The organism is Halalkalibacter sp. APA_J-10(15) (assembly GCF_023017105.1).
GTDB lineage: Bacteria > Bacillota > Bacilli > Bacillales > Bacillaceae_D > Halalkalibacter.
Genome location: NZ_JALKEV010000011.1, coordinates 99,925 through 122,317 on the forward strand (window position 1 = coordinate 99,925; position 22,393 = coordinate 122,317).

The 22,393-nt window shown below is 38.6% G+C and carries 27 protein-coding genes; 19 read left to right on the top strand and 8 right to left on the bottom strand.

From position 1 onward, the window contains the following. Nucleotides 1-39 precede the first annotated feature (39 nt). Both MW695_RS13800 and MW695_RS22710 read right to left on the bottom strand, forming a co-directional pair. Nucleotides 40-291, bottom strand: a complete 252-nt coding sequence (locus tag MW695_RS13800; protein WP_247105942.1) for a hypothetical protein — start codon at nucleotides 289-291, stop codon at nucleotides 40-42. Between the two features lie 95 nt (nucleotides 292-386). After that, nucleotides 387-521, bottom strand: coding sequence for a hypothetical protein (locus MW695_RS22710; RefSeq protein WP_260505913.1), 135 nt, complete (start codon nucleotides 519-521; stop codon nucleotides 387-389). An 83-nt stretch (nucleotides 522-604) separates the two neighbouring features. On the opposite strand from MW695_RS22710, the gene rnhA reads away from it, so the two are divergent. The 3 genes from rnhA to MW695_RS13815 all read left to right on the top strand — a co-directional run bounded on the left by rnhA (nucleotide 605) and on the right by MW695_RS13815 (nucleotide 3,195). Then, on the top strand, nucleotides 605-1,207 hold the full coding sequence (rnhA, locus tag MW695_RS13805; protein WP_247105943.1) for a ribonuclease H: 603 nt from the start codon (nucleotides 605-607) through the stop codon (nucleotides 1,205-1,207). Next, nucleotides 1,140-2,591: an aldehyde dehydrogenase gene (locus MW695_RS13810; RefSeq protein ID WP_306421181.1), complete on the top strand. Its 1,452-nt coding sequence runs from the start codon at nucleotides 1,140-1,142 to the stop codon at nucleotides 2,589-2,591. Before rnhA ends, MW695_RS13810 begins: the two co-directional genes overlap by 68 nt. A gap of 289 nt (nucleotides 2,592-2,880) precedes the next feature. Continuing rightward, the gene (locus tag MW695_RS13815) at nucleotides 2,881-3,195 is read left to right on the top strand and encodes a catalase-related domain-containing protein (protein ID WP_247105944.1); all 315 of its coding nucleotides are present in this window, start codon (nucleotides 2,881-2,883) and stop codon (nucleotides 3,193-3,195) included. A 249-nt stretch (nucleotides 3,196-3,444) separates the two neighbouring features. Here MW695_RS13815 and MW695_RS23220 read toward each other — a convergent pair whose 3' ends face one another. Beyond that, entirely contained in the window at nucleotides 3,445-3,555 is a 111-nt protein-coding gene (locus MW695_RS23220) for a zinc ribbon domain-containing protein (protein ID WP_483299858.1), read from the bottom strand. A 280-nt stretch (nucleotides 3,556-3,835) separates the two neighbouring features. On the opposite strand from MW695_RS23220, the gene MW695_RS13825 reads away from it, so the two are divergent. Then, nucleotides 3,836-5,611: a M3 family oligoendopeptidase gene (locus MW695_RS13825; RefSeq protein ID WP_247105945.1), complete on the top strand. Its 1,776-nt coding sequence runs from the start codon at nucleotides 3,836-3,838 to the stop codon at nucleotides 5,609-5,611. 155 nt (nucleotides 5,612-5,766) lie between these two features. On the opposite strand, the gene MW695_RS13830 is transcribed toward MW695_RS13825, so the two are convergent. After that, entirely contained in the window at nucleotides 5,767-5,934 is a 168-nt protein-coding gene (locus MW695_RS13830) for an FbpB family small basic protein (protein ID WP_247105946.1), read from the bottom strand. A gap of 297 nt (nucleotides 5,935-6,231) precedes the next feature. On the opposite strand from MW695_RS13830, the gene MW695_RS13835 reads away from it, so the two are divergent. The 7 genes from MW695_RS13835 (at nucleotide 6,232) to MW695_RS13865 (ending at nucleotide 11,424) form a co-directional block, all read left to right on the top strand. Next, nucleotides 6,232-6,648 carry a hypothetical protein gene (locus MW695_RS13835; protein WP_247105947.1) on the top strand — a complete coding sequence of 139 codons (417 nt, stop codon included), beginning with the start codon at nucleotides 6,232-6,234 and terminating at the stop codon, nucleotides 6,646-6,648. A gap of 128 nt (nucleotides 6,649-6,776) precedes the next feature. After that, complete coding sequence (locus tag MW695_RS13840) at nucleotides 6,777-6,923, top strand: hypothetical protein (RefSeq protein ID WP_162831724.1); 147 nt, start codon at nucleotides 6,777-6,779, stop codon at nucleotides 6,921-6,923. 109 nt (nucleotides 6,924-7,032) lie between these two features. Beyond that, a complete protein-coding gene (locus MW695_RS13845) occupies nucleotides 7,033-7,404 on the top strand; it encodes a hypothetical protein (protein ID WP_247105948.1) in 372 nt (123 codons plus the stop codon). Nucleotides 7,405-8,065: 661 nt separating this feature from the next. Then, nucleotides 8,066-8,446 (top strand): OsmC family protein, encoded by a 381-nt coding sequence (locus MW695_RS13850; protein WP_247105949.1) that lies wholly within the window; start codon nucleotides 8,066-8,068, stop codon nucleotides 8,444-8,446. A gap of 32 nt (nucleotides 8,447-8,478) precedes the next feature. Beyond that, complete coding sequence (locus tag MW695_RS13855; RefSeq protein WP_247105950.1) at nucleotides 8,479-9,861, top strand: MATE family efflux transporter; 1,383 nt, start codon at nucleotides 8,479-8,481, stop codon at nucleotides 9,859-9,861. Nucleotides 9,862-9,863: 2 nt separating this feature from the next. Then, the gene (locus MW695_RS13860) at nucleotides 9,864-10,490 is read left to right on the top strand and encodes a YczE/YyaS/YitT family protein (protein ID WP_247105951.1); all 627 of its coding nucleotides are present in this window, start codon (nucleotides 9,864-9,866) and stop codon (nucleotides 10,488-10,490) included. 118 nt (nucleotides 10,491-10,608) lie between these two features. After that, a complete protein-coding gene (locus MW695_RS13865) occupies nucleotides 10,609-11,424 on the top strand; it encodes a YfkD famly protein (protein WP_247105952.1) in 816 nt (271 codons plus the stop codon). A gap of 68 nt (nucleotides 11,425-11,492) precedes the next feature. Here MW695_RS13865 and yfkAB read toward each other — a convergent pair whose 3' ends face one another. After that, nucleotides 11,493-12,611 carry a radical SAM/CxCxxxxC motif protein YfkAB gene (yfkAB, locus tag MW695_RS13870; RefSeq protein ID WP_373646972.1) on the bottom strand — a complete coding sequence of 373 codons (1,119 nt, stop codon included), beginning with the start codon at nucleotides 12,609-12,611 and terminating at the stop codon, nucleotides 11,493-11,495. A gap of 135 nt (nucleotides 12,612-12,746) precedes the next feature. On the opposite strand from yfkAB, the gene MW695_RS13875 reads away from it, so the two are divergent. From MW695_RS13875 to pdaA, 4 genes are all read left to right on the top strand, one after another. Then, nucleotides 12,747-12,932 (top strand): SE1561 family protein, encoded by a 186-nt coding sequence (locus tag MW695_RS13875; protein ID WP_247105953.1) that lies wholly within the window; start codon nucleotides 12,747-12,749, stop codon nucleotides 12,930-12,932. A gap of 4 nt (nucleotides 12,933-12,936) precedes the next feature. After that, the gene (locus MW695_RS13880; RefSeq protein WP_247105954.1) at nucleotides 12,937-13,572 is read left to right on the top strand and encodes a histidine phosphatase family protein; all 636 of its coding nucleotides are present in this window, start codon (nucleotides 12,937-12,939) and stop codon (nucleotides 13,570-13,572) included. 148 nt (nucleotides 13,573-13,720) lie between these two features. Next, nucleotides 13,721-15,259 carry a fumarate hydratase gene (locus MW695_RS13885; RefSeq protein WP_247106013.1) on the top strand — a complete coding sequence of 513 codons (1,539 nt, stop codon included), beginning with the start codon at nucleotides 13,721-13,723 and terminating at the stop codon, nucleotides 15,257-15,259. Between the two features lie 287 nt (nucleotides 15,260-15,546). Continuing rightward, nucleotides 15,547-16,344, top strand: a complete 798-nt coding sequence (gene pdaA / locus MW695_RS13890; protein WP_247105955.1) for a delta-lactam-biosynthetic de-N-acetylase — start codon at nucleotides 15,547-15,549, stop codon at nucleotides 16,342-16,344. A 405-nt stretch (nucleotides 16,345-16,749) separates the two neighbouring features. On the opposite strand, the gene MW695_RS13895 is transcribed toward pdaA, so the two are convergent. Beyond that, nucleotides 16,750-17,112, bottom strand: coding sequence for a GAF domain-containing protein (locus MW695_RS13895; RefSeq protein ID WP_247105956.1), 363 nt, complete (start codon nucleotides 17,110-17,112; stop codon nucleotides 16,750-16,752). A gap of 364 nt (nucleotides 17,113-17,476) precedes the next feature. On the opposite strand from MW695_RS13895, the gene rlmD reads away from it, so the two are divergent. Continuing rightward, nucleotides 17,477-18,880, top strand: a complete 1,404-nt coding sequence (gene rlmD / locus MW695_RS13900; protein WP_247105957.1) for a 23S rRNA (uracil(1939)-C(5))-methyltransferase RlmD — start codon at nucleotides 17,477-17,479, stop codon at nucleotides 18,878-18,880. 186 nt (nucleotides 18,881-19,066) lie between these two features. Here the strand turns inward: rlmD and MW695_RS13905 are convergent, their stop codons facing one another. Further along, a complete protein-coding gene (locus MW695_RS13905) occupies nucleotides 19,067-20,092 on the bottom strand; it encodes a copper resistance D family protein (protein WP_247105958.1) in 1,026 nt (341 codons plus the stop codon). Between the two features lie 103 nt (nucleotides 20,093-20,195). Beyond that, nucleotides 20,196-20,612, bottom strand: coding sequence for a hypothetical protein (locus MW695_RS13910; protein WP_247105959.1), 417 nt, complete (start codon nucleotides 20,610-20,612; stop codon nucleotides 20,196-20,198). A 181-nt stretch (nucleotides 20,613-20,793) separates the two neighbouring features. Between MW695_RS13910 and MW695_RS13915 the strand changes: the two genes are divergently transcribed. From MW695_RS13915 to MW695_RS13925, 3 genes are read left to right on the top strand one after another with little or no spacing between them, the layout of a single operon-like run. After that, nucleotides 20,794-21,567 carry a hypothetical protein gene (locus MW695_RS13915; RefSeq protein WP_247105960.1) on the top strand — a complete coding sequence of 258 codons (774 nt, stop codon included), beginning with the start codon at nucleotides 20,794-20,796 and terminating at the stop codon, nucleotides 21,565-21,567. A 23-nt stretch (nucleotides 21,568-21,590) separates the two neighbouring features. Further along, nucleotides 21,591-22,076 (top strand): hypothetical protein, encoded by a 486-nt coding sequence (locus MW695_RS13920; RefSeq protein WP_247105961.1) that lies wholly within the window; start codon nucleotides 21,591-21,593, stop codon nucleotides 22,074-22,076. A 30-nt stretch (nucleotides 22,077-22,106) separates the two neighbouring features. Then, entirely contained in the window at nucleotides 22,107-22,391 is a 285-nt protein-coding gene (locus MW695_RS13925; RefSeq protein WP_247105962.1) for a hypothetical protein, read from the top strand. Nucleotides 22,392-22,393 lie beyond the last annotated feature (2 nt).

Genomic DNA, 22,393 nt, shown 5'->3' on the forward strand with positions numbered 1-22,393 from the left:
GGCGGATTTGTAGTAAGAAAAGACGCTGTCGCGTTTTTCTTATGACACGCTAATGTGAGAATCGGTATGATCGTAAATGCCGTTGATTTTTTCTCCGGTATCTTCTTCAATTTCTTTATTCGTTGGGACGGAGTCATAGCTTTCAACAATGGTGAAGGTTTTCAAGCAGACTAAGTGATAAGGAAAACGTTCACCTTTATCTTCAATGATGGCATAAAGGTGATTGTCTTTCGTGCTAATTAAATCTCCAGCCTCTTGAACAGTACGCTTACGATTAATACTTATATTCATGCTCATCACCTCTTTTTAGAACCATTATTGGACAAAAGAGGCGATGATATACGTAAAATAAAGCAACGTTCATCTATTAGTGCAACATTTGAAGCTTAACGATTTTTCTTGTTCGCTTTGTTTGATCCGTTATCGACCATTTCGCTTGCTACTTCCTCGTTTAAAAGTGATTCTTTCGGTGTTTTATTATTCGTTAAGGCTTTTTCTTTTTGTGGGTTGCGCTTTTTCATGAGTATATGCTCCTTTCTTTGTCAATTCGTTATTTCATTGTTACTATTTCATTAACAACAAATCTTATTCATGAGGTGTTAAATTGGCTAAAAAGAAATTTTATGTCGTTTGGAAAGGGCGTAAGACGGGGATTTTTACGTCGTGGATGGAATGTGAAGCACAGGTGAAAGGGTATGTCGGTGCTAAATTCAAATCTTACCCAACTAGAGAAGAAGCGGAGCGAGCACTGAAAGGTGAACAGGCGCAGAAGAAGACAGCACAATGTGACGATGGTGAAATTGAATGGGATAGTATCTCCGTTGATGTTGGTTGTCGTGGGAACCCGGGTATCGTTGAATATAAAGGAGTCGATACGAAAACAGGGGAAATTCTCTTTGCCCATGATGAAATAAAAATAGGGACAAATAATATGGGTGAATTTTTGGCGATTGTTCATGGTCTCGCTTATTTACATAAGCAAGGAAGTCATAAAACCATTTATTCGGATTCTTTGACGGCGATTAAATGGGTGAAGCAAAAGAAAGCAAAGTCGACATTAGAAAGAAATCTACATACTGAATACATTTGGTCATTGATGGACCGTGCCGAACATTGGCTACAAACGAATCAGTATGAGAATGAAATTAAGAAATGGCACACCGAGAAGTGGGGAGAAATTAAAGCTGATTATGGTAGAAAGAGTTAATATAGACGGGAGTGAAGAGATAGCTATGGAAACGGTCATTAATAGGCAAAAAGCATATTACATGAATGGAAGTACACGCTCTTTAACATTTCGATTAAATCAGTTAAAACAATTAAAGGAAGCGATAAAGGAATATGAGGAACAGTTGTTAGATGCGCTATTGCTTGACTTAAATAAGCCGAAAGAAGAAGCATTCTTAACGGAATTTGCCCCGGTTTACCAAGAAATAACACATATCCTTACTCATTTATCAAAATGGATGCAGCCTAAAAAGGTCAAGACACCGATTACGCACAAAGGTTCGAAAAGTATCGTCTATTATGAACCTCATGGACTTTGCTTGATTATTGCCCCTTGGAATTATCCATTTCATTTAGCAATTGCACCTTTAATTGGAGCGATTGCCGGAGGAAATTGCGCAATTATCAAACCGTCAGAATTAACCCCACATACTTCAAAAGTCATTGCTGAAATGATTAGAACGTATTTTGATGATGAATATGTGACGGTGATTGAAGGAGATGTCGAGGTGAGTCGAGCTTTGTTAGAACAGCGCTTTGACCATATTTTCTTCACTGGAAGTACAAAGGTAGGCAAGATTGTGATGAAGGCTGCAGCTGAGCATGTAACTCCGGTAACACTTGAGCTTGGTGGGAAAAGTCCGGCCATTGTCGACCGAAGTGCGAAGCTAGATTTGGCTGCTAAGAGGATTGCCTGGGGCAAGTTTTTGAATGCAGGTCAAACGTGTGTAGCACCTGATTATGTCCTCGTGCATGAAGAGGTGATGGATTCCTTTCTACCGCTTTTAAAAAAGCATACGAAGAAGCTATTTTCAAAACGTGTACGACAGAAGCGTTATCCAAAAATCGTGAGTGAGCGTCACTTGAAACGGTTAGTATCCTTCTTGGAAGATGGTGAAATCGTAGTAGGTGGAGAAGTTGATGTTGAAAATGATCTATTATCGCCAACGATTTTAACGAATGTGGCATGGGATGCGTCTATTATGCAAGAAGAGATATTCGGTCCTATATTACCGATATTTTCATACACTACAACTGAGGACTGTATGGAAAAGGCCAATCGTAATCCTAATCCATTAGCTCTATATGTCTTCTCAGAAACGAAGGAATTCCAGGAGATGATTACGCAACAAATTCCATTTGGTGGAGGCTGTATCAATGATACAATTATGCATTTAGCTACACCACACTTACCTTTTGGTGGTAAAGGTGAAAGTGGAATCGGAGCTTACCACGGCTATGATAGCTTTTTAACCTTTACGACGAAAAAGAGTTTGCTGAAGCAGGCCACAAACTTTGATATTCCATTTCGCTATAAGCAAGGCTCGGTCCTATTATCTCTATTAAGAAATTTTGTGAAATAAAGCGTTTATTCTTAATTAAGTAGTTTATGGATTTCTAATTGAGAATAGATTACAGGTGTTAGAAAGGGAGCTGAGCCGGTTTGTTAAGCAATGATAGATGCATGATTGAGTTCTTTAAAAAGATCCCCCCTAATTATAACTATTTTAAATAAAAGTTGACAGTTAAAAATAGGTTATATATAATGATAAATATAATCAAATGATAATAATTATAAATAATTCGTTTTTATGTAGGTTTATGTCGAGAGTGATGAACTAGTTGAAATGAAGGTATAAGGGGGATTTCGTCATGAGTAATCAATTAAATGGTGATAAGAAAGGCTCTGTAGTGCTAGAGGGGTATCCGTTAATGAAGCAGCTTGCTAGTCAACAAATAGCGAAAGAGGAGGACTTCAAGCAAGCAAGGGATATTTACCGAAAGTACACGAAGGAGCAGCAGGATATCCTTGTGACTAACGTAGTTTCGGAGCTTTCACAAGTAGAGGAGCGAACTCGGTTAATCGCAATTTGTAATTTTTATCGTGCGGATGAACAGTTAGGACAAAACTTAGCAGATCGTCTAGATGTGGACATTTCACCATATGTTGGCATGCTTAATGGCTAACTGGATATAGATGGAGCAAGGGCACTGAAAAAGTTTGGTTTTTAACTTTTTTGGTGTCCTTTAAGTTATGCGCGAAATCGTTGCCTGTTTTGAAAGGCTTCATACGATTGGGTTTCTCGTATGAAGAGAGCAACAAGTGAAGCTATTACTAGTCAAATCAAAGTACTTAAATACGTTGATCTATCCTTTTTCAGTGGAACAATGTCTTTAGTGTAATGGACTGAAGACACTGTTTTTTACGTGAGGCTTTTAAAACATGCTGAGCTGGTTTATCCAAGAAAGATCAATGACATTTGATGTGCTAGACATTTCACTATTATAGAGCTCTGAGTAGCCACAGTTTGTGCAATATACAACGATGTTATGTTGAAATGTCTAACATTTTAGACAGCTGTTCCAGTTGTAGTTATTTCCCCTTTGTTTTCGGTATGTCCGCATTTGATACATCTATTATTTTCCATCTAATTCCTCCGTAATCTTGTTAATTAGTATATGAGGATCGGACTTTGTACGTATCATTCCTCGTTGTGAAGGTGATAGAATGAACGATATTGAAATAGACTACTAGTAAAATAAAGGGTCGCTGAAAAAGCTTGGTTATTAACTTTTAAGGTGCCTCAAATTAGGAAAGGGGAGTTGTATGAATTATCCAGACGTATGGGAGCTTTCTTCTATCTTTAAGGGAGGTAGTACATCAAGTGAATTTAAGCAATTTGTCGAGGGAACGGATGATTTTTTCAATGAGCTGGAAGGACGATTGCAATCGGGAATAAGAACGGTAGAAGAGCTCGAATCAATTATTGTTGACACTCAACAAGGGATGCAACGTGTAAGAGAGGCGAGTGCGTTTGTCAGTTGTTTAACTGCTCAAAATGTTAAGGATGAAAAAGCAGCCTTATGGCAGGGGAAAATGACGGAACAGTCGACAGCATTGCAAACGATTTGGGGGATGATTGACGTTGAATTAACACTGCTGTCTGAAACAGAGTGGGAGCAATTATTAGTAAAGAAGAAGATGAAAGAAATATCCTTCCACCTATTGGAAAGAAGGAAGAGTGCGAAGGAAAAGCTTCCACCAGCTGAAGAGAAGCTAGCAGCACAATTGGCTATTGATGGCTACCATGCATGGGGAAAGGTGTATCAACAGGCAGTCGGTCGAATGAAAATACCATTTGTAGAGGATGGCCAAGAAAAATTTCTATCAGCAGGACAATTACAAAATTTGCTCCACGATGCAGACCGTCAAGTTCGTGAACGAGCATTCCATTTATCGGAGAAAGCTTGGGGAGAAGAGGCTGGACTGTTTGCGGCCACTTTAAATCATTTGGCTGGCTTCCGTACCCAGTTGTATAAAGCGAGAGGCTGGTCTTCTGTTTTAAAGGAACCACTTGAAATGAATCGAATGAAGGACGAAACGTTGAGTGCGATGTGGGATACGATTAAGAAAAATAAACAAATGCTTTATCCTTTTATGGATCGAAAAGCAACGTTATTAGGAATAAAAAAAATGGCTATTTATGATGTGAATGCACCATTGCCAAATAAGCGTGATCAGAGGATTCCTTACGAGCAGGCATGTAAATTAATTATTAGCCACTTTAAACGTTTTAGTCAGAAGCTAGCGGTGTTCGCTGAAGGGGCTTTGCGAGATGGTTGGGTGGAGGCTGAGAACCGTTCGCATAAACGACCAGGGGGGTTTTGTACAACGTTTCCTCTGTCAAAGCAATCACGAATTTTTATGACGTATGACGGCTCGATGTCTAACGTGGCGACGTTAGCCCATGAATTGGGCCATGCGTTTCACGCGCATTGTTTGAAGGAGAAGGAGCCATTAGCACAACGGTATGCGATGAATGTTGCTGAAACGGCCTCGACATTTGCTGAAGCTATTGTTGCAGATGCATTAGTGGAGGAAGCAGACACGAAAGAAATGAGAATTTCGCTATTGGATAATAAAATTTCTCGAGCTATCGCCTTTTTCATGAACATTCATGCTCGTTTTTTATTTGAAACTCGCTTTTATGAACGAAGAAAAGAAGGTATGCTTTCGGCTGAGCAATTAAATGATTTAATGATCACTGCACAACAGGAGGCATATGGGCAGCAACTTTCAACTTACTCACCGACTTTTTGGGCATCTAAATTGCATTTCCATATAACCGGTGTCCCTTTTTATAATTTCCCTTATACATTTGGTTATTTATTTAGTCTCGGGTTGTATAAGAAGGCGCAGGAGGTGGGCAGCTCTTACGAGGAAAGCTATATTGCCTTGTTAGTGGATACTGCACGAATGAGTGTTGAGGAGTTAGCTCGGAAGCATCTCGATGTTGACTTGACTAAGCCTGACTTTTGGCAGGAGGCTATAGATGTCGTTTTAGCAGATATAGATGAATTTATGACGTTAACAAAGGAATGAAAAGGTTTTAATAGGAGCTTAATGGTGAACGTGCATATATATGAACGTAAAGCATAGAATGGTGGTAATCATGCGGGCTTTCTTCTTGAATGAAGCCCGCACAAAAAAATAGACCAGCATGATTGGTCTGAGCGGTTTTTAGCATGTGAATATGGTCATTCGTTTTCTTTTTGGTCAGGGTCGTCTTGTACGTGGTGGAGGCTTGCTTTCATTTGTCTGTCTTCTAGTCGTTTTTCAATTTCATCTAGAGCTTTCGGGTCTTCGAGTAATTGTTTTTTGTTTTGTTGAACGAGGTCTTGAAACGATGTTGAATGTTTACGCATAAAACATCACCTTTTCTTTAGTAATACAACCATTATAGCAGATAATAACAGTTTAATGATTGAATTATTATAATCTTTTGAAAAGTTGATTTATGTTTGTAAAAGCCTGTTCAAAAAGCACCAAAAAATATGGCAATGGCTCCGCTTGCTACGCGTCTTGTGGTGAGTGCTTTTCTCGCCACAAGGCTTCTTTTAAAAGATGTAGCGACTACATCCATTGCCTCGAGGTTAATTAAAAAAGGGGAAAAATCCCTTTTCAACAACCTCAATAAGAGTAGTCATGTAGAGGTGGTAACGTTGAGTTATATGTTATATGCTCGTGAAATAAACCCTCGTGATTTGTTAAGCATCCTACAATACGAAAGCTCAGACGTATTGAGAATCGATTATTTATCTGTTATCGCTATTGATCGCGAAGAGCGGCAAATATGGAGACGTCTGTTAACGAGCAGGAGGCTGTATTATAATCGGATCAGATGGGTATATTCTTATTTGACAGGTCAAGAGCCGTCTGTCGACCAATTGCCATTTAATAGGCCTGATTCGTATCACGATGGCGTAGCGGAACAAAAGCAGTCAGATCAACAACGTCAGCAAAAGCTGCATGCATTATCGAATCAGGCAACCGATCATGTTGTTGTGGAGCGTCTCAACGAGTTGATAGAGAGACAACAATATGAAAAAAATTTAATTCAGCAAATAAATGAGCTATAACTATTTACAAATCACTGAATTATTGTTAGAATATTTTTAACTTTAAAAGTAATGAATTTCTTTTTTTTATTATAAAACTGAGCGAGTGCTCAATCAGGGGAAAACAACGATAAAAGGAGCGAGGTCATATGACGGTTTCTCAAAAGCGAATGATCGAGGATATGCAAAAAGAGTTAGAGCGCTTAGCAAACGAGTTAAACGAGTTAAAAAGTGCTGAATATGAAGGCTTTGAATCTGTTGAAACAGATGATTTCCTCACACAAGCATATAATTAAGGTTTGATCGATATGAAGGGATGCACTGTGAATTCGTGCATCCCTTTCTTTTCATTTTCTCAAGCTTATTGGTACAATAAAAGAAAGACTTGTGAAGGAGGATGGGATGATGAGTGAACAAGTAAAGACCGAATTGACGAAAAAGAAGAAATATGGTTCATTATGCAAAGGCTTATGGATTGGTGGCGCTGTAGCTGTTGGCCTTGTCCTTACAAAGAAGGAGTGGAGAACGAAGATCGCTTCGGAGTGTAAGCATGCAACAGAAAGTGTATCAGAAGCCGTCCGCTTTATTCGTGATCATCGTGAGGAAATTACGACACAGATGAAGCAAGTTTCTAATGAAATTTCTGAGGCTATAAGAGGAATTTCCACCGATCTGAAAACGATGTCTGAAACAGTATCTCATATTAAAGAGAGCTCAGAAGACGTGATTCAAGCGACTAAGGGTGTTGCACAAGAAGTGAAGAAATTGAAAGAATAATGTTCAAGCGTTTGTCATAGGGGACAAGCTCTCAAATCGTTTTTGAAGAGGGAAGAACGTATGAAATTCGCAAAATGATGATGTTTTAAGAAAAGCGATTCTTTTCTATAAAAGGCCACTGAGCGAGTTTCTGATCGCTTAAAAAAGTCTGTATAGTTACATGGAAAACGGACATGATAATAGTCGAGGCACAGCAAAAGCTGTTACTCACTCACCAAATGTTCACGATCATCATTGTTCAAAGGCACAATAGGATAGTAACTGATTTTGTAGTCAATTCTTAATGAGGTGATTACGTTGGAGGATAACAAGATTTTCAAGATTGTTTCTTAACATGAATGAGATGAGGTGTCTCCAAAAGATAAAAATCGTTTCGACCCCAAATTGTTCATTGAATAATATATAAATGATCGCTGAATTAGGTGAAAAAAGGTGGCCACATTACGTTGGCCACCTTTTTTTGTAGAATTAGAATGTATAAATGTCGAATAAGTAAGTGAGGAAAGAATCGAGGAGATGTAGGTGAATTTGCAGGTGGCGTTGACTTCACACAACGCTTTTAAGAAAAGACGCTATCGCATTTTTCTTATTTAGGATGTCACTTCTTAAGCCATCGTATGTTAGACTAGACTGAAGAATTGAAAGAAAAGGATGTGGAATGATGGAATTTAAAATGAAAGAGAATGGATTTCAAGGTGAATTTAAATTTGGGACATTAGATGTTTCTGGAAATGAGGAATTTGGATTTCGACCGTTTCAGCTACTAGTGTCATCTGTTGCAGTTTGTAGCGGTGGAGTATTGCGGAAGGTTCTTGAGAAGAAACGGATTACATATGACGATATCACGATTCAAGCGGATGTGACAAGGAATGAAGCAGGTGCAAATGAAGTGACAGATATTCATCTACATTTTAATATAGTAGGAAGTTCTGCAAGTGATCAGCAAATAGAGAAGTCATTGGAAGTTGCGAAGAAAAATTGTCCAATCGTTCAATCGGTGAAAGGCAGCATTCAAGTGACGGAAAGCTTCAAGCAGATGTAAATTGATCCCGAATTGGGGAAGAAGGAAAGAACATGAAAGCAGAGCAGCTCGATTTTACACAGGGACCCATCTTAAAGAAGATGATTATCTTTTCATGGCCGATTTTTTTGAGCAATGGTTTACAATCCTCCTATCAATTAATTGATTCCATCTGGGTTGGAAACTTGTTAGGGGCTAATGCGTTAGCTGCGATTACGATTTCAGCAACGGTGATCTTTACGATTTTAAGCTTTATTATTGGATTAAATGGTGCGACATTAACGGTTATAAGTCAGCGTAAAGGGGCAAAAGATGAGAAAGGACTGAAGGAGTCCTTAAATGCGTTTGTCTTTGTTCTTGGGACATTAACAGTATTATTAGGATTTATTGGCTTCTTTTTTTCTGGGGCGATTTTACGATTGCTCGGGACACCTGAGCCTGTCCTTCCACTAGCCCAATCTTATTTACAGATTAACTTTGTCGGTATTTTATTTTTATTTGGCTATAATTTTATTGGTACTGTTCTAAGAGCGATGGGAGATAGTCGTACACCTGTCCGTTTTATTTTCATCGCTGTGTTATTAAATGCCGCACTTGATCCATTGTTTATTCATGTGCTTAATTTAGGAATTGATGGAGCTGCTTATGCGACAATTGTCGCGCAGGGAACAGCTTTTGTCTATGGTCTATGGTTTTCAATAAAGAAAGCGGGTATTCCGTTTCAAGTGCCAACATGGCCGGATCGTAATTACTTCATCGTGTTGTTTAAAATGGGTTTACCTGCTGGACTTTCGATGATGACTATTTCAGCAGGGATTTTAGCGATTATGAGTGTCGTCACGAGCTATGGAGAAGATGTTGTTGCTGGATTTGGTGCTGCTCAACGCTTAGATAGCTATATTATGCTACCTGCATTAACGTTAGGTTCAGCTGTTAATAGTATGGCAGGGCAAAATATCGGTGCTAGACTGTGGAAACGAGTAGATGAAATAGCGAAAAAAGCTGTAGGATTAATTGTTGTCGTCTCATTTATAATTAGTTTGATTGTCTTTGTTAGTGCGAGGCCACTTATTCAAATGTTTATCCAGGACGAGCAAACGGTTGATTTTGGTACGATGTACGTTCAGACGATCGCGTTCTTCTACCCTTTTTTAGGCATTAATTTTGTTTTAAATGGGGTCGCACGTGCTGCGGGTGCAATGTTTCCTATATTAATGCTAAATATCATTTCATTCTGGCTGCTTAGATACCCATTAACAGCATTGTTTTCGCACTTTTTAGGTGAGAATGGGATTGCGGTTGGAATGGGAGTTAGTTTTATTGTGAGTAGTTTTTTTGCAATCGGCTATTATTTCCACGGAAATTGGCGAAAGATTAGTGAAGACATTGCTGAACGGACATCGAAGGATACGACAAGAAATAAGGAGAAGTTATAACGATGAATGCTTTTACAATAAGAATTCTAAGCTATGTCGGTGGGTTATTTATCGTTTCATTTGGAATATCGTTAACGATTATATCTGGATTAGGCACGGGCGCTTGGGATGCTTTAAATGTTGGTTTAGCAAATATGACGACATATACTGTCGGCAATTGGGTTATTTTTATTGGTGTTGCATTAATTTTTCTAAATGCTTTACTTACAAAATCAAAGCCTGAATTATTTTCAATTGTTACGATTTTCGTTTTAGGATATTTTATCGATTTTTGGTTGTTGTATATTTTTTCTAATACTTTTTTTGCAACTTTTCTATTACAGCTCATTGTTCTATGTTTAGGTATTGTCATTATTGCCTTTGGCGCCTCCATCTATTTACAAGCTAAGTTTGCCCGTATTCCGGTTGATGGATTGATGTTTGCGATTAAAGGTTTGCTAAAGGTGAACTTTTTAATTGCCAAAACAGTTACAGAAGTTCTTGCATTAGCGATTGCCTATTTCGTTGGCGGACCGATTGGATTAGGAACGATCTTAGTTACCGTTTTAATTGGACCGTTGATTCAATGGTTTTATCCAAGGGTTGAGAAGAAAATCAAATGGGATGAAATGGAAAAAAGGCATAATTGACGATAAGGTCAGTGAAAAAGGAGGAGTCATACTTTTTTACTGGCCTTTTGATGGATAATATCTTTTTCCTCTGTTCAAACTACTCACAAAAGAGTTTAGATTGAAGGAGGAGTGTACGATGAAACGTGTACTCATATTGTTCATTGTTATATTGTCTGTTATCGTGTCTCCGATTCATATGTTAGCTGAATCAGAAGACGACAAGACGAAAGAGAAAGAAAACAACTTTGATGTTCCTGATACCGTCATAAAAATCGGTAAGGAAAATACGTATACGAACCCTACACAAGATTTACCTTATTTGCAGCCGAGTGAGCTTGCCGAGGAATTAATGGGTACAACGGACATTACAATTGAGAATCCTGATTTAGTCAAATTATTAAATGAATCGACGATCCAGTATTCAAAATTAGCAATTGGCTTTCGAGCATCGATTTATTTAGGTGAATGGCCTTTATCGTATCAATCTGATAGTACTGAAGTGAATTGGCAGCATCAGAAAATAAATACGAACTTTGTCGATAATCGTGGTGGGAACAGTTCAAAGAAACTATCCTATTACCAGGAGCAGCAGAAGAAGTTTACGGGTGGTTTAACCGCAAAAATACCGAATAGTGATGCTGTAAAAAAAATGATGATGATTCATGCAGCAGAGGTAACGAATTTACCACTTGCGTTTGAAACGGTCATTGGACAAGGGACGAGAAAGCAAAATGAGTATAATGTTCCTGCTAAGCAGGTTGGATATTTGTATAGTCATGTTCCGGCGATTCATGAAAAAGGGAAAGTAACTTATGGTGAGGTGTATTTAACGTTTAAAGGTGGGAAAAGAAAACTCGAAGTGAAAAATGTAACTCAGCAAGGTGTCGGATCATGGATTCCTGTTCAAGATCATCTTTCGTTTACATTTATTTCTTCTAGTAAGCCACGGTAATGTTGTTTTTCGAGGAAGACGCGTTGCGAATATAGCCATGGAGGTGAACATCCAGTAAATAGAATGTTTTACTGGATGTTTGATTTGCGTGTTTGAAAATCAACCGATGGATAATAAGCATCCTTAACGAGCGTATTCGGACCAAGACATTGTACGGCAGGGCAATGACAGTGGAGCGATTGTGCAAGTGCTGATTTAAGCCATGTGTCGTAAGAATCTTGCAGACGTGTATGCTGGATGTTCCCAAGGGACGGCCCTTCATCACCGAAGTCAGTAACGATCACACTTCCATCAAAAATATTCACATTTAAACGTGAACGACCATCTGGGTCATTTCGCACCGTGACATTCCTTGCATCATAAAGTCTCTTTAAAAGGTGTAGATCTTGCTCCTGCTCATTACATGGATAAAACGGTAACGTACCGAATAACATCCAGACGTCTTCATGACGTGTGTCAAGTAAGCGATGAATACCAGCGCGAATATCATCAAGAGAAGCGACCTCTAATGCACTTGCAAAGTCACTTGGGTACATAGGGTGAACTTCATGACGTTGACAGCCCATTTCAACGATTTTCTCATGGATTTTTTCAAGGTGAGGGAGTGTTCGTTTATTAATCATCGTTTCCGCTGAGACGAGTACGCCTTCACTTGTTAGTGCTTTTGCATTTTCAATCATTCGATTATAAAGATTCTCTCGTTGCTCAAAGGTTGGCTTGCGTTCCATGACAGCAAAGCCAATTGAAGCAAAATCATCAACACTCCCATAATTATAGGATATATGCAGAACGTCTAAATAAGGAATGATCTTTTTATATCGTTTTAAATCAAGGGTTAAATTCGAATTGATTTGCGTACGAATTCCACGTTCATGTGCATATTTGAGAAGTGGTACGACATATTGATCGACCGATTTCATCGAAAGCATCGGCTCTCCACCTGTTATGCTAATGGAGCGAAGCGTTGGAATCTCATCAAGCCTTTTAATTAACAAATTTAAAGGAAGTGGATCGGGATCCTTCGTCTGCAATGTATAACCAACAGCACAATGCTCACAGCGCATATTGCATAAGGTTGTTGTTGTAAATTCAATGTTTGTTAAGGCCATTTTGCCGTATTCTTTTATATCTTCATACGCCTCCCACGGATCATGGTTAGGCGTAATCGCTTGTTTCGTATGTATCACTACCATCGTGCTCCTTTCCACTCTAATCATAACGTAAAACAAGAGATATGACGAGTGGTAGACAAAGGGTGATTGTTTCAAGAGTCTATGTTTGTTACAATTTAAAAGAATTTGAGCGAATAGAGGAGAGAAAGCATGAAACAAGAAGGAAAGCAAATGGACGAGTTGCACGAGAGACTTCACACGGTTTTACATGTATTAGATGAGATTGATCCAGAAGAGGCAGGTGTGAAGGAAATTGATCGCGTGCTTGCAATGTTAGATGATATTGAAGAAAAGTGTAAGCAATTTCGCAAAGGCTGGCAACAAAAAGGAGAATAAATAGATGAAGCTGTACTTGATTCGACATGGTGAATCAGAGGGGAATTCTTTAGGAAGAATCCAAGGTCAGGAAGAATACCATTTAACGGTCAACGGACGAAAGCAAGCGGAGTTGGTTGGACGCTATATAAAAGAAAAGCACATTGCTCATTTGTATAGTAGTGACTTAATTCGAGCGTGGGATACAGCATCGCTCATTTCTAATCATATCGATGTGAAACCAGTGAAAGCTCAAGATGTTCGTGAAATTCATTTAGGTCCATTACAAAATTTAACGCGGACCGAGATTTATGAGAAGTATCCCGATGTTATTGAGACGTCAATTATTTTATCAGGAATCGAAGGGACAGAATCAGCTCAGTCGATTACAGATCGATGTCGCCACTTTCTCTCAGAGATGCTCAAGAAGCATATGAATGAACATGTTGCGGTTGTCTCACATGGCGGATTTCTAAGTATCTTTTTAATGTATATTATTGTTGGTGATCAATGGCCGAAGCATAAGCGTCCATTTCAATTGTCGAATACGAGTGTGACAAGTATTGAATGGCGAGAAGGAAAGTATTCACCTCTTATTCATTATACGAACAAAACCGATCACCTGCTCATGAATGAAACAAGTGGTAAGGGGCTTTTGTAAGAGAGCTGGGGAATATGAAGGACATTGAAAAGTGAATGTTTTCAATGTCCTCATGTCTATTCCTTTTTCTTTTCTTTCATAGGCTTCTCGCTTTATAATAGAGGATAGTAAGAACTTTATAGATGGAAAGGGAGATCTGATGATGGGTATGGAGAAGCTTCAGGAGAGTATGTATAAGCTAATTGTGGAAACGTCTACAAATCTACCAAATGATGTGCGACGTGCGATTGTAGCAGCAAAGGCAAAAGAGAATGCGGGAACTCGTGCTGCACTTTCTTTGAAAACGATAACAGATAATATTAGTATGGCGGATGAGAACATCTCACCGATTTGTCAGGATACGGGGATGCCTACATTTGAGGTTAAAGTACCTGTAGGTGTCAATCAAATTGAAATGAAAAAAGCAATCTATGCAGCGATTGAACAGGCGACAGCTGACGGGAAGCTACGACCGAATTCAGTCGATTCATTAACAGGAAAAAATAGTGGTAATAACCTTGGTGGTGGTACGCCTGTTATTCATTTTGAGCAATGGGAAAAGGAAGTTATTGATGTTCGCCTTATTCTTAAAGGTGGTGGCTGTGAGAACAAAAATGTTCAATACAGCTTGCCACAAGAATTAGAAGGATTAGGTCGTGCCGGTCGTGATTTAGATGGTATTCGTAAATGTATTATGCACTCGGTCTATCAAGCGCAAGGACAAGGCTGTAGTGCAGGATTTATTGGAGTCGGTATCGGAGGAGATCGTACGACAAGCTACTCATTGGCAAAGGAGCAGTTGTTCCGTACAGTCGATGACGTGAATGAAAATGAAGATTTACGCAAGCTAGAAGAATATGTGTTAGATAATGCCAACAAGCTTGGTATTGGAACGATGGGCTTTGGTGGAGAAGCGACGCTGTTAGGCTGTAAGATCGGTGCGATGAATCGTTTACCAGCAAGCTTCTTCGTATCGGTAGCATACAATTGCTGGGCGTATCGCCGGTTAGGTGTTGTGTTAGATCAACAATCAGGCGATATTGTTGATTGGTTGTATAAGGATGACGAAACGGTTGATTTGGAACAAGCGTCAAAAGAAGTTGCTGTAGCAGAAGCGACGGATGAGGTTCGTGAGGTCGTACTAGAAGCACCTATTACTGAGGAACAAATTCGTGAGCTGAAAGTAGGAGATGTCGTTGTTATTAATGGCATGATGCACACAGGAAGAGATGCGATTCATCATCATCTAATGGAACATGACGCGCCAATTGATCTTAATGGACAAATTATTTATCATTGTGGTCCAGTTATGATGAAGGACGACGAGGAAAACTGGCACGTTAAGGCGGCAGGTCCGACGACAAGTATTCGTGAAGAACCGTACCAAGGAGATATTATGAAAAAATTTGGTATCCGTGCGGTTATCGGAAAAGGTGGTATGGGACCAAAAACGTTGAAGGCACTTGGAGAGCATGGAGGCGTTTATTTAAATGCGATCGGCGGTGCAGCACAATACTATGCAGACTGTATTAAGGAAGTAAAAGGTGTTGACCTAATGGAATTTGGTATTCCAGAAGCAATGTGGCACCTTGAAGTAGAAGGCTTTGCAGCGATTGTCACAATGGATTCACATGGAAACAGCTTACATGCTGATGTCGATAAGACGTCATTAGAGAAGCTTGAACAGTTTAAAGAGCGAGTGTTTTAACGATAAGTATAGGTTGAATAAGAGGTGCTCCTGATGGGGCATTTCTTTTTTGTTATAAGAGCAAAATAAGACCAGAATAAGGAATTAAGGCATAAATAGAGAAATGAGAAACCGTAATGATGTGAAATAGAGAGAATAGAGGAATGATGAACCGACTATTAGAGTGTGCTGTCTGAGGAGTAATTTTAATGGTTCTTCTTTTGAGTGGAACGCTTTGTCTAGTCTCAGCTTTAATACATAAAGAATGAGCAGGAATGGCACTATAAAAGAAAAAAGGAGTTGAAAGCATGGAAAAGAGATTGTTCGTTATCGTGCTTAGTTTTCTGTTCATTTGTGTTCTCACTCCATATGCTTTTGCCTATGAAGAGACGATCTACAATTGGAGTTATAAACCAGAAAAGGATCAAAAACCTGTAACAACAGAGACTCATTACATAGAGTTGCTTGAACAAACAGGTGGTTTTTTTATCGGTGATACGAGTCAGAAAGAGTTGTATTTAACGTTTGATAACGGCTACGAAAATGGGTATACCGAGGTCATATTAGATGTATTGAAGGAAAAACAAGTACCAGCAGCCTTTTTTGTGACGGGGCATTATTTAGAGGATGCTTCAGATCTTGTCATTAGAATGGCTGAGGAGGGGCACATTGTTGGAAACCATTCTTGGTATCACCCAAGCTTACCAAAGGTTGGCGATGGACGACTTTTTAATGAATTGAATAACGTAAAGGAACGGTTTACGGAGCTAACAGGCGTCAAGGAGATGCACTATTTACGTCCGCCTAGAGGAGAGTTTAGTGAACGTTCTCTCACACTTTCGCAAAAGTTGGGCTATACAAACGTATTCTGGTCGGTGGCCTATAAAGATTGGGAGATTGACAAGCAAAAGGGGGAAGATTATGCCTATGAACAAATTATGAAACGAATCCATCCAGGGGCAATTATGCTCATCCATTCCGTTTCAAGCGACAATGCTAAAGCATTACCACGAGTCATTGATGACCTAAGGGAACAAGGGTATGTCTTTAAAAGCTTGGATGATCTCATGCTGCAGAAGCAGCTTGAGACATTACCGTTTCCTTGAAGAAGCTAAGGAGAGTCAAAGAAAAAGAGCATCGGATTCTAATTATTATATCGGTCGTCATTCCGATAATTTTGGAAAAACCGAAAGGGATCGCAAATCACGTGCTCCTCTATACGGTTCCTCATTCCTCTATTTGAGCTAAATGAGTTCAAAAGGAGTCATAAAAGCCAAAATAGCGGAATGAGAATTACATTTTCATTTTAGAATGCGATTTTTCTCTGAATTAGAGGAATGAGGATTACTTTTGTTGGTACTTTGCAAGTAGTTTCGCAAAAGCTGTCGTTTACGCTCGATACACACAAAACCATTTTCATTAATATTTAATTCTATTAACGGCTTCGCATAACGCTTTTAAGGGCACGAAAAAAATTAAAACCCAAACTTTTTCAGTGCCCTTTTTCTTATTTAATTGGCAAAGCTTTCTTGACCGATTGCTGTAGCGATGGTCTCAAGCGTACTAACATCTGTTACATCAAATGCGATTGGCTGGCGACTTCTTACGATGAGCATGCCGATTTCCTCATCAGACGAATTGGTTATAGGGAATTTTAGTTCTCCGTTACATTCCCATTTTAAATCATCTTCAAAGGACGAAGCGGCGACAAGCTTATGATCGAGCTGCTCGTAAATATAGATTCCGGCCCAATCAATGTACAGAACTTGCTCGACTAAGCTTTCCACTGTTTTCTCAAAAATAGTTTGCATACTTTCCTTCTTATAAACTTGTGCCATAATTTGTAATGAGGCAATATCTGTAGGTATTGACACGTTATCTCTCCTTTATTTGTTTCTGCTGTATCTATTTTATCAGAGGTAAAGAGGAAAGAGGTCTAGTAAGTTTAGGAAGATTTCGTAGATATATAGAAAGTGGCACCTTTCTGTAGAAGAAAAGTAAACTGAGTTCATAGAAAATTGGAAGGATTTCATTCCTAGCTCTTAGCGGAACTGTGCACCAAACAGGAGATAGATGCAGGATTGTGAGAGTATAGAGGAGAAATGTGCATCAAACCGGAGATAGGTGCAGGCTTAAGTTAATATCATGCTCTTTTCATTTGACCTATGCTGATAGCTTTAAATGATGTCGACTTCTTATGCTATAATAAGAAGAATTGTGTGATCGGAGTTGAGTAGGATGAAGAGACATGGACAAAGTCAAAACATAAAGTCTAATCAAATGGAAAAAGGGCAGAAGTTTCCGTTAACGATTAAACGACTTGGGATTAATGGAGAAGGTGTCGGCTATTTCAAGAAGCAGGTTGTGTTTGTAAGAGGCGCGCTACCTGGTGAGGAGGTAGTTGCAGAGGCTGAGGTGATTCATCCTCGTTATACTGAGGCAAAAGTATTAAAAACAAGGAAAAAATCAAGTGAACGCATTGATCCGCCCTGTCCCGTCTATGAAAAATGTGGAGGCTGTCAGCTGCAGCATATGAATTATGAGGCGACATTAGCAGAAAAACGTAGTATTGTCATACAAGCGTTTGAGCGTCATACAAAGCTGAATATCGATAAGCTGAACATTCAACCGACGATTGGAATGGACAACCCTTGGCATTATCGAAATAAAAGTCAAATGCAGGTGAAAAAGGAGGGACAATTCGTAAGAGCGGGTCTATATGCACGAAACTCTCACGAGCTTGTTGATTTGTCTGAGTGTCCTGTCCAGCATGAAGCGATTAATCGTGTGACTAAAGTTGTAAAGCAAATTTTAACAGATTTAAACGTATCGATTTATGATGAGCGCAAGCATAAAGGAGCGATCCGTTCGGTCGTGTCACGAGTAGCGTTTGAGACAGGAGAGATTCAAGTCGTTCTCGTGACGAAAACGAATGACTTACCGAGGCAAGAAGCAATCATTGCGGAAATCAATCAGCGCTTACCCGAAGTGAAATCAATTGTTCACAATGTGAATGAAAAGAAAACATCGCTCATCTTCGGTGATCGAACGACGGTTATTTCTGGAAATCGAGCGATTGTTGAGACATTAGGCTCTACATCGTTTGTGCTATCAGCACGAGCGTTCTTCCAGCTGAATCCGCTTCAAACGGAAAAGCTATACAACAAAGTAAAGGAAGTTGGAGCGTTCACCGGTAAAGAAAAAGTAGTTGATGCGTACTGTGGGGTTGGAACGATTGGGTTATGGATTGCCGATCAAGCTGCTGAAGTGAGAGGAATGGATGTCATAGCTGAGGCGATTGAGGATGCAAAAACGAATGCACAGGAAAATGGATGTAATCATTTGACGTATGAAGTAGGGAAAGCGGAGAATTTACTACCTAAGTGGATTAAGCAAGGTTGGAAGCCTGATGTGATCATCGTCGATCCACCGAGAGTAGGCTGTGACAAGCAGCTTCTGCAAACGATTAAGAAGGTAAAACCGAAAAAGGTGATATACGTCTCCTGTAACCCTGCGACATTAGCGAAGGATGTTGAGGAGCTACGCAAAGAGAGCTATGCAGTGAAGTCGATTCAGCCAGTTGATATGTTTCCGTGGACGGCACAGGTTGAAAATGTTGCGGTGTTGGAATTGAATACGTAACGAATGAATAGAGATGTCATTGAGGAATCTTATAAAAAACAAAAGGATAAGTACGTTCTAAAGGCATGCAAGAGGTTTTAATATCGACATGTTGTTCTTTGTCTTGCAAAAGGTAAAAAAAACGAATGATATGACTAAAGGATAATGTGAGTTCCAATTTATTTTGCTCTCACCTAATAGATCAAATCAATGCTGATGATCTTCATGTCTGTTTACATCATTTGGTGTATGGTTTTCTGGTAAATGAGTGGTTGAAAGCGTTCCAGCGATAATGACAATGATCCATAATATAACGATCTCTAGTCGGAGAATATATACAAATTTTTTAAGTTGGTTAATTTTATCTTGTTGTTGTTCTATTTTATATAATGATGGTAACCAGATAAAGCGATGAAAACTAGCAATCAAAAAAATGACGCTGGTTAGTGCTACTTTCCAGATTAGTAGATTTCCATATGTTGTAGAAACGATCATGTCCCAACTATGTAAGTACGTAAAACTGATGATGATTCCCGAAAATATGACGATCATAAACATAACTAACGCATATGATGAAAAACGTGTTATACATCTCTGAATAAAAATCAATTTAAGATAGGATGGTTCCCGTGAAAAAGTATAAATAATGAAACCAGTTAGTCCGCCACACCAGATGGCTGCTGCACTTAAGTGAATAAAGTGAGAAAGGATGGAGTGATAGACGACAGCATGACCGGTTAATGAAAATGTTAGTATGATAGACGATAGCACAATGAGATGAGTCCATTTAGGATATTTTCTTCGTATAACAAAAATCAAAATACATACTATTAACGGTCGAATCCAAATAAATAATCCCATTAATGTGAAAGCGATAGTTGAAAATATGTTCAAAAATACAACGAGACTAAAAGGACTAGCCATAAAAGAATAAGTTAGAAGGAAAAGCTGACTGAAGCTTGTCATCATAAAAATGATACTAACACTAATATAGAATGAGATCTCCATTTTGGGGGTAAGTGGGTTCTGTAATTGGGGTGGGGTTTTCTCGCCTAAAATCCAATGTATAAAAAAGTAGAACCCAGCTAAACCGATTAACGTCATCGTTTCTATCGCTTTAACGACTGTAATAAGTTTGTTGATATTAAAAATAGAAACCTCTTCTTCTTTCGTATCGATTTCCTTTTCTGTTCCTACCTCTTCCTTAGCTTGAGGAAATGTTTCTTCAATCATAGCATGAGAAAAGACTTGTACTGGTAAACAAAACAAAAATATTAAAAGTATTAAATAAAGGATAAACGAATATCGATTCAAAACCTCACCCCATAATCCGAGCTTAAGATCTTAATGAGTAACAAAGCATGCCCATTACAATAAAGACAATTATCTGAGCAAAACCAATTAATACCAAACTATGCTGTGCCATATCACCAATCATAGGTGCCATAATACCACTCATCACACCACTTGTGATCCCCATAATGACCGTTTGATACTCGACTAAGGTACCGAACAATACCCCAATGCCTATTCCAATAATCGTTGTAAAAATCGTTATTTCCGTAAAATGGAAAGGGAAATGATAAATAAGAATCAATCCCGTTACAATTGAGATAAGCCCCGTTGGTGTCATTGCTAGATTCATCCCTAAATGGTAGCCAATTAGCTTACGTTTGTTATACAAATAGCCAAATGTAATTCCAATCAAAACAAAGTTCACGTAAAAAAGCAGCCATAAAATGAATGAAGTCATGTTAACACCTCCCTTTTTACAATATGAATATTTGCCTCGATTAGAAGTAGCTTTTTCCAATAGTTATTAAATAAATTGCTTTTTGTATAAGCCCAAAATTCGAGATTTTATTCCTAAAAGATTGAAGAGGGCATATGTTTAGATAAAATGATATGAACCTAAGGACTGAAAGGAGGATAGAATGAAAAGATCTAATATCCGATTAGATGAGTACTCCAAGAAACTTTGGGAACAAAGAAAAAAAGAGGACATAAAAGAAAGTGCTGAAAATATCGTTAGTCTTAAAAATGGGCAAGGACTAACGTCACCAGCTAGTGAACTACCTACGGAAGAATTGAAAATGGTCCAACAATATATGCACCGAACGAACTTGCTAAACCTATCCAAAGCATTACCGGATCGAAAAAAAGCAATGATTTTAAGAAAATTCTTTAAGCATAAACGAAACCAACAAATAGAGATATACACCTTAGGAGAGCAGCCACTTCAAATAATAGGGAAAGTAAACACAATCGGTCGTAATTTTGTGACAGTCACGTCTTTGAGGGATCGGATTTGGATACCTTTTTGGAGGATTGAATCTGCCAAGGTTCCATACGGTTTACCTGAGGTTTCATCTTCTCACCAGCATTTTGTTTATGATGAGGAATTACGTAAAAAATTAATTACTCGATTTAGTGAAACAGTCATTTCAAAGGATGTCTTACTGCAACAGTTTTTTGAAGAGACGTTAGAAACCAATTTGCAAACTTGGAAAGATACGCGTGTTGAAATTATGACAGAAGATATGGAATACATCGGTAAGATTATTCATTCGAACGATGGAAAAGTTGAAATTAACGGATTGAAAGGTAGTCAATCGATTTTACTGTCGGATATTACGCTTATTAAAACAGTAAGGTTTTTTCATATATTAACCGGTTTATTGAGGAAGAAGAGGTCAAATAATCCATAAGGTGAAATGGAGGATAATAGTATATGGATAATAGCAAAAAGAAGATACGACCAATCATCATCGAACGTAAGAGCAAACGTGTACATGAAACTTATCCTGAAACAACGGAAACAGAGGACGAGAATGTCGATGAACTCGATCCAATAACAGCAGAAAATGTGGAAGAAACAGATCCAGTAACAAAACAATCGAAAGATAATAAAGAAAGCTCTTATCGAAGCACGTTGGGTTCGAGTTTAAATGAAATTGATCTATTTAGAGAACGAATTGGTGAGGATGTTTTAATCGTTCTAGAGGCATCTCAACTAAATATTTTAGGTCAAGTATTTCGTCCAATCTTTACTGGGAGAATCGTTGAAGTAACAGTGGGTTCCATTTTGTTAGAGGATGTCATTATTAAAATGCCTAATGCTCCATTTTTCCAATTTCCTACGCCGCTTAGCTTTCCAATTCAAAAAGTTGTTGGAATGACCCGTTTTGATCCAACGACTAGAATACCGATATTGTAATGACTATCTTCCGGGAGGAGAGAGACAAATATGTCAAACTATGAGTTAAGCAAAATCCCTTATGATTGGCGAATAGAAGCAATAGCTGAAGAATTTACACGTTACATTGGAAATCGAGCGTTTATTCTCGTTCCACAATTTCCGTTTATGTATATTGGTGTCATTTTAGATGTTGTTGGTAGCGAAATAATAATGGATGTGGAAAGGACGCAAATTGAACAGTTAGAAAATCGAATTTGGCAAATTAACATTGATACGATGCAGGTTTTTTATATTGAACGTGGAGATGGTTGGCCAACAATTCCTGAATTTTAAAT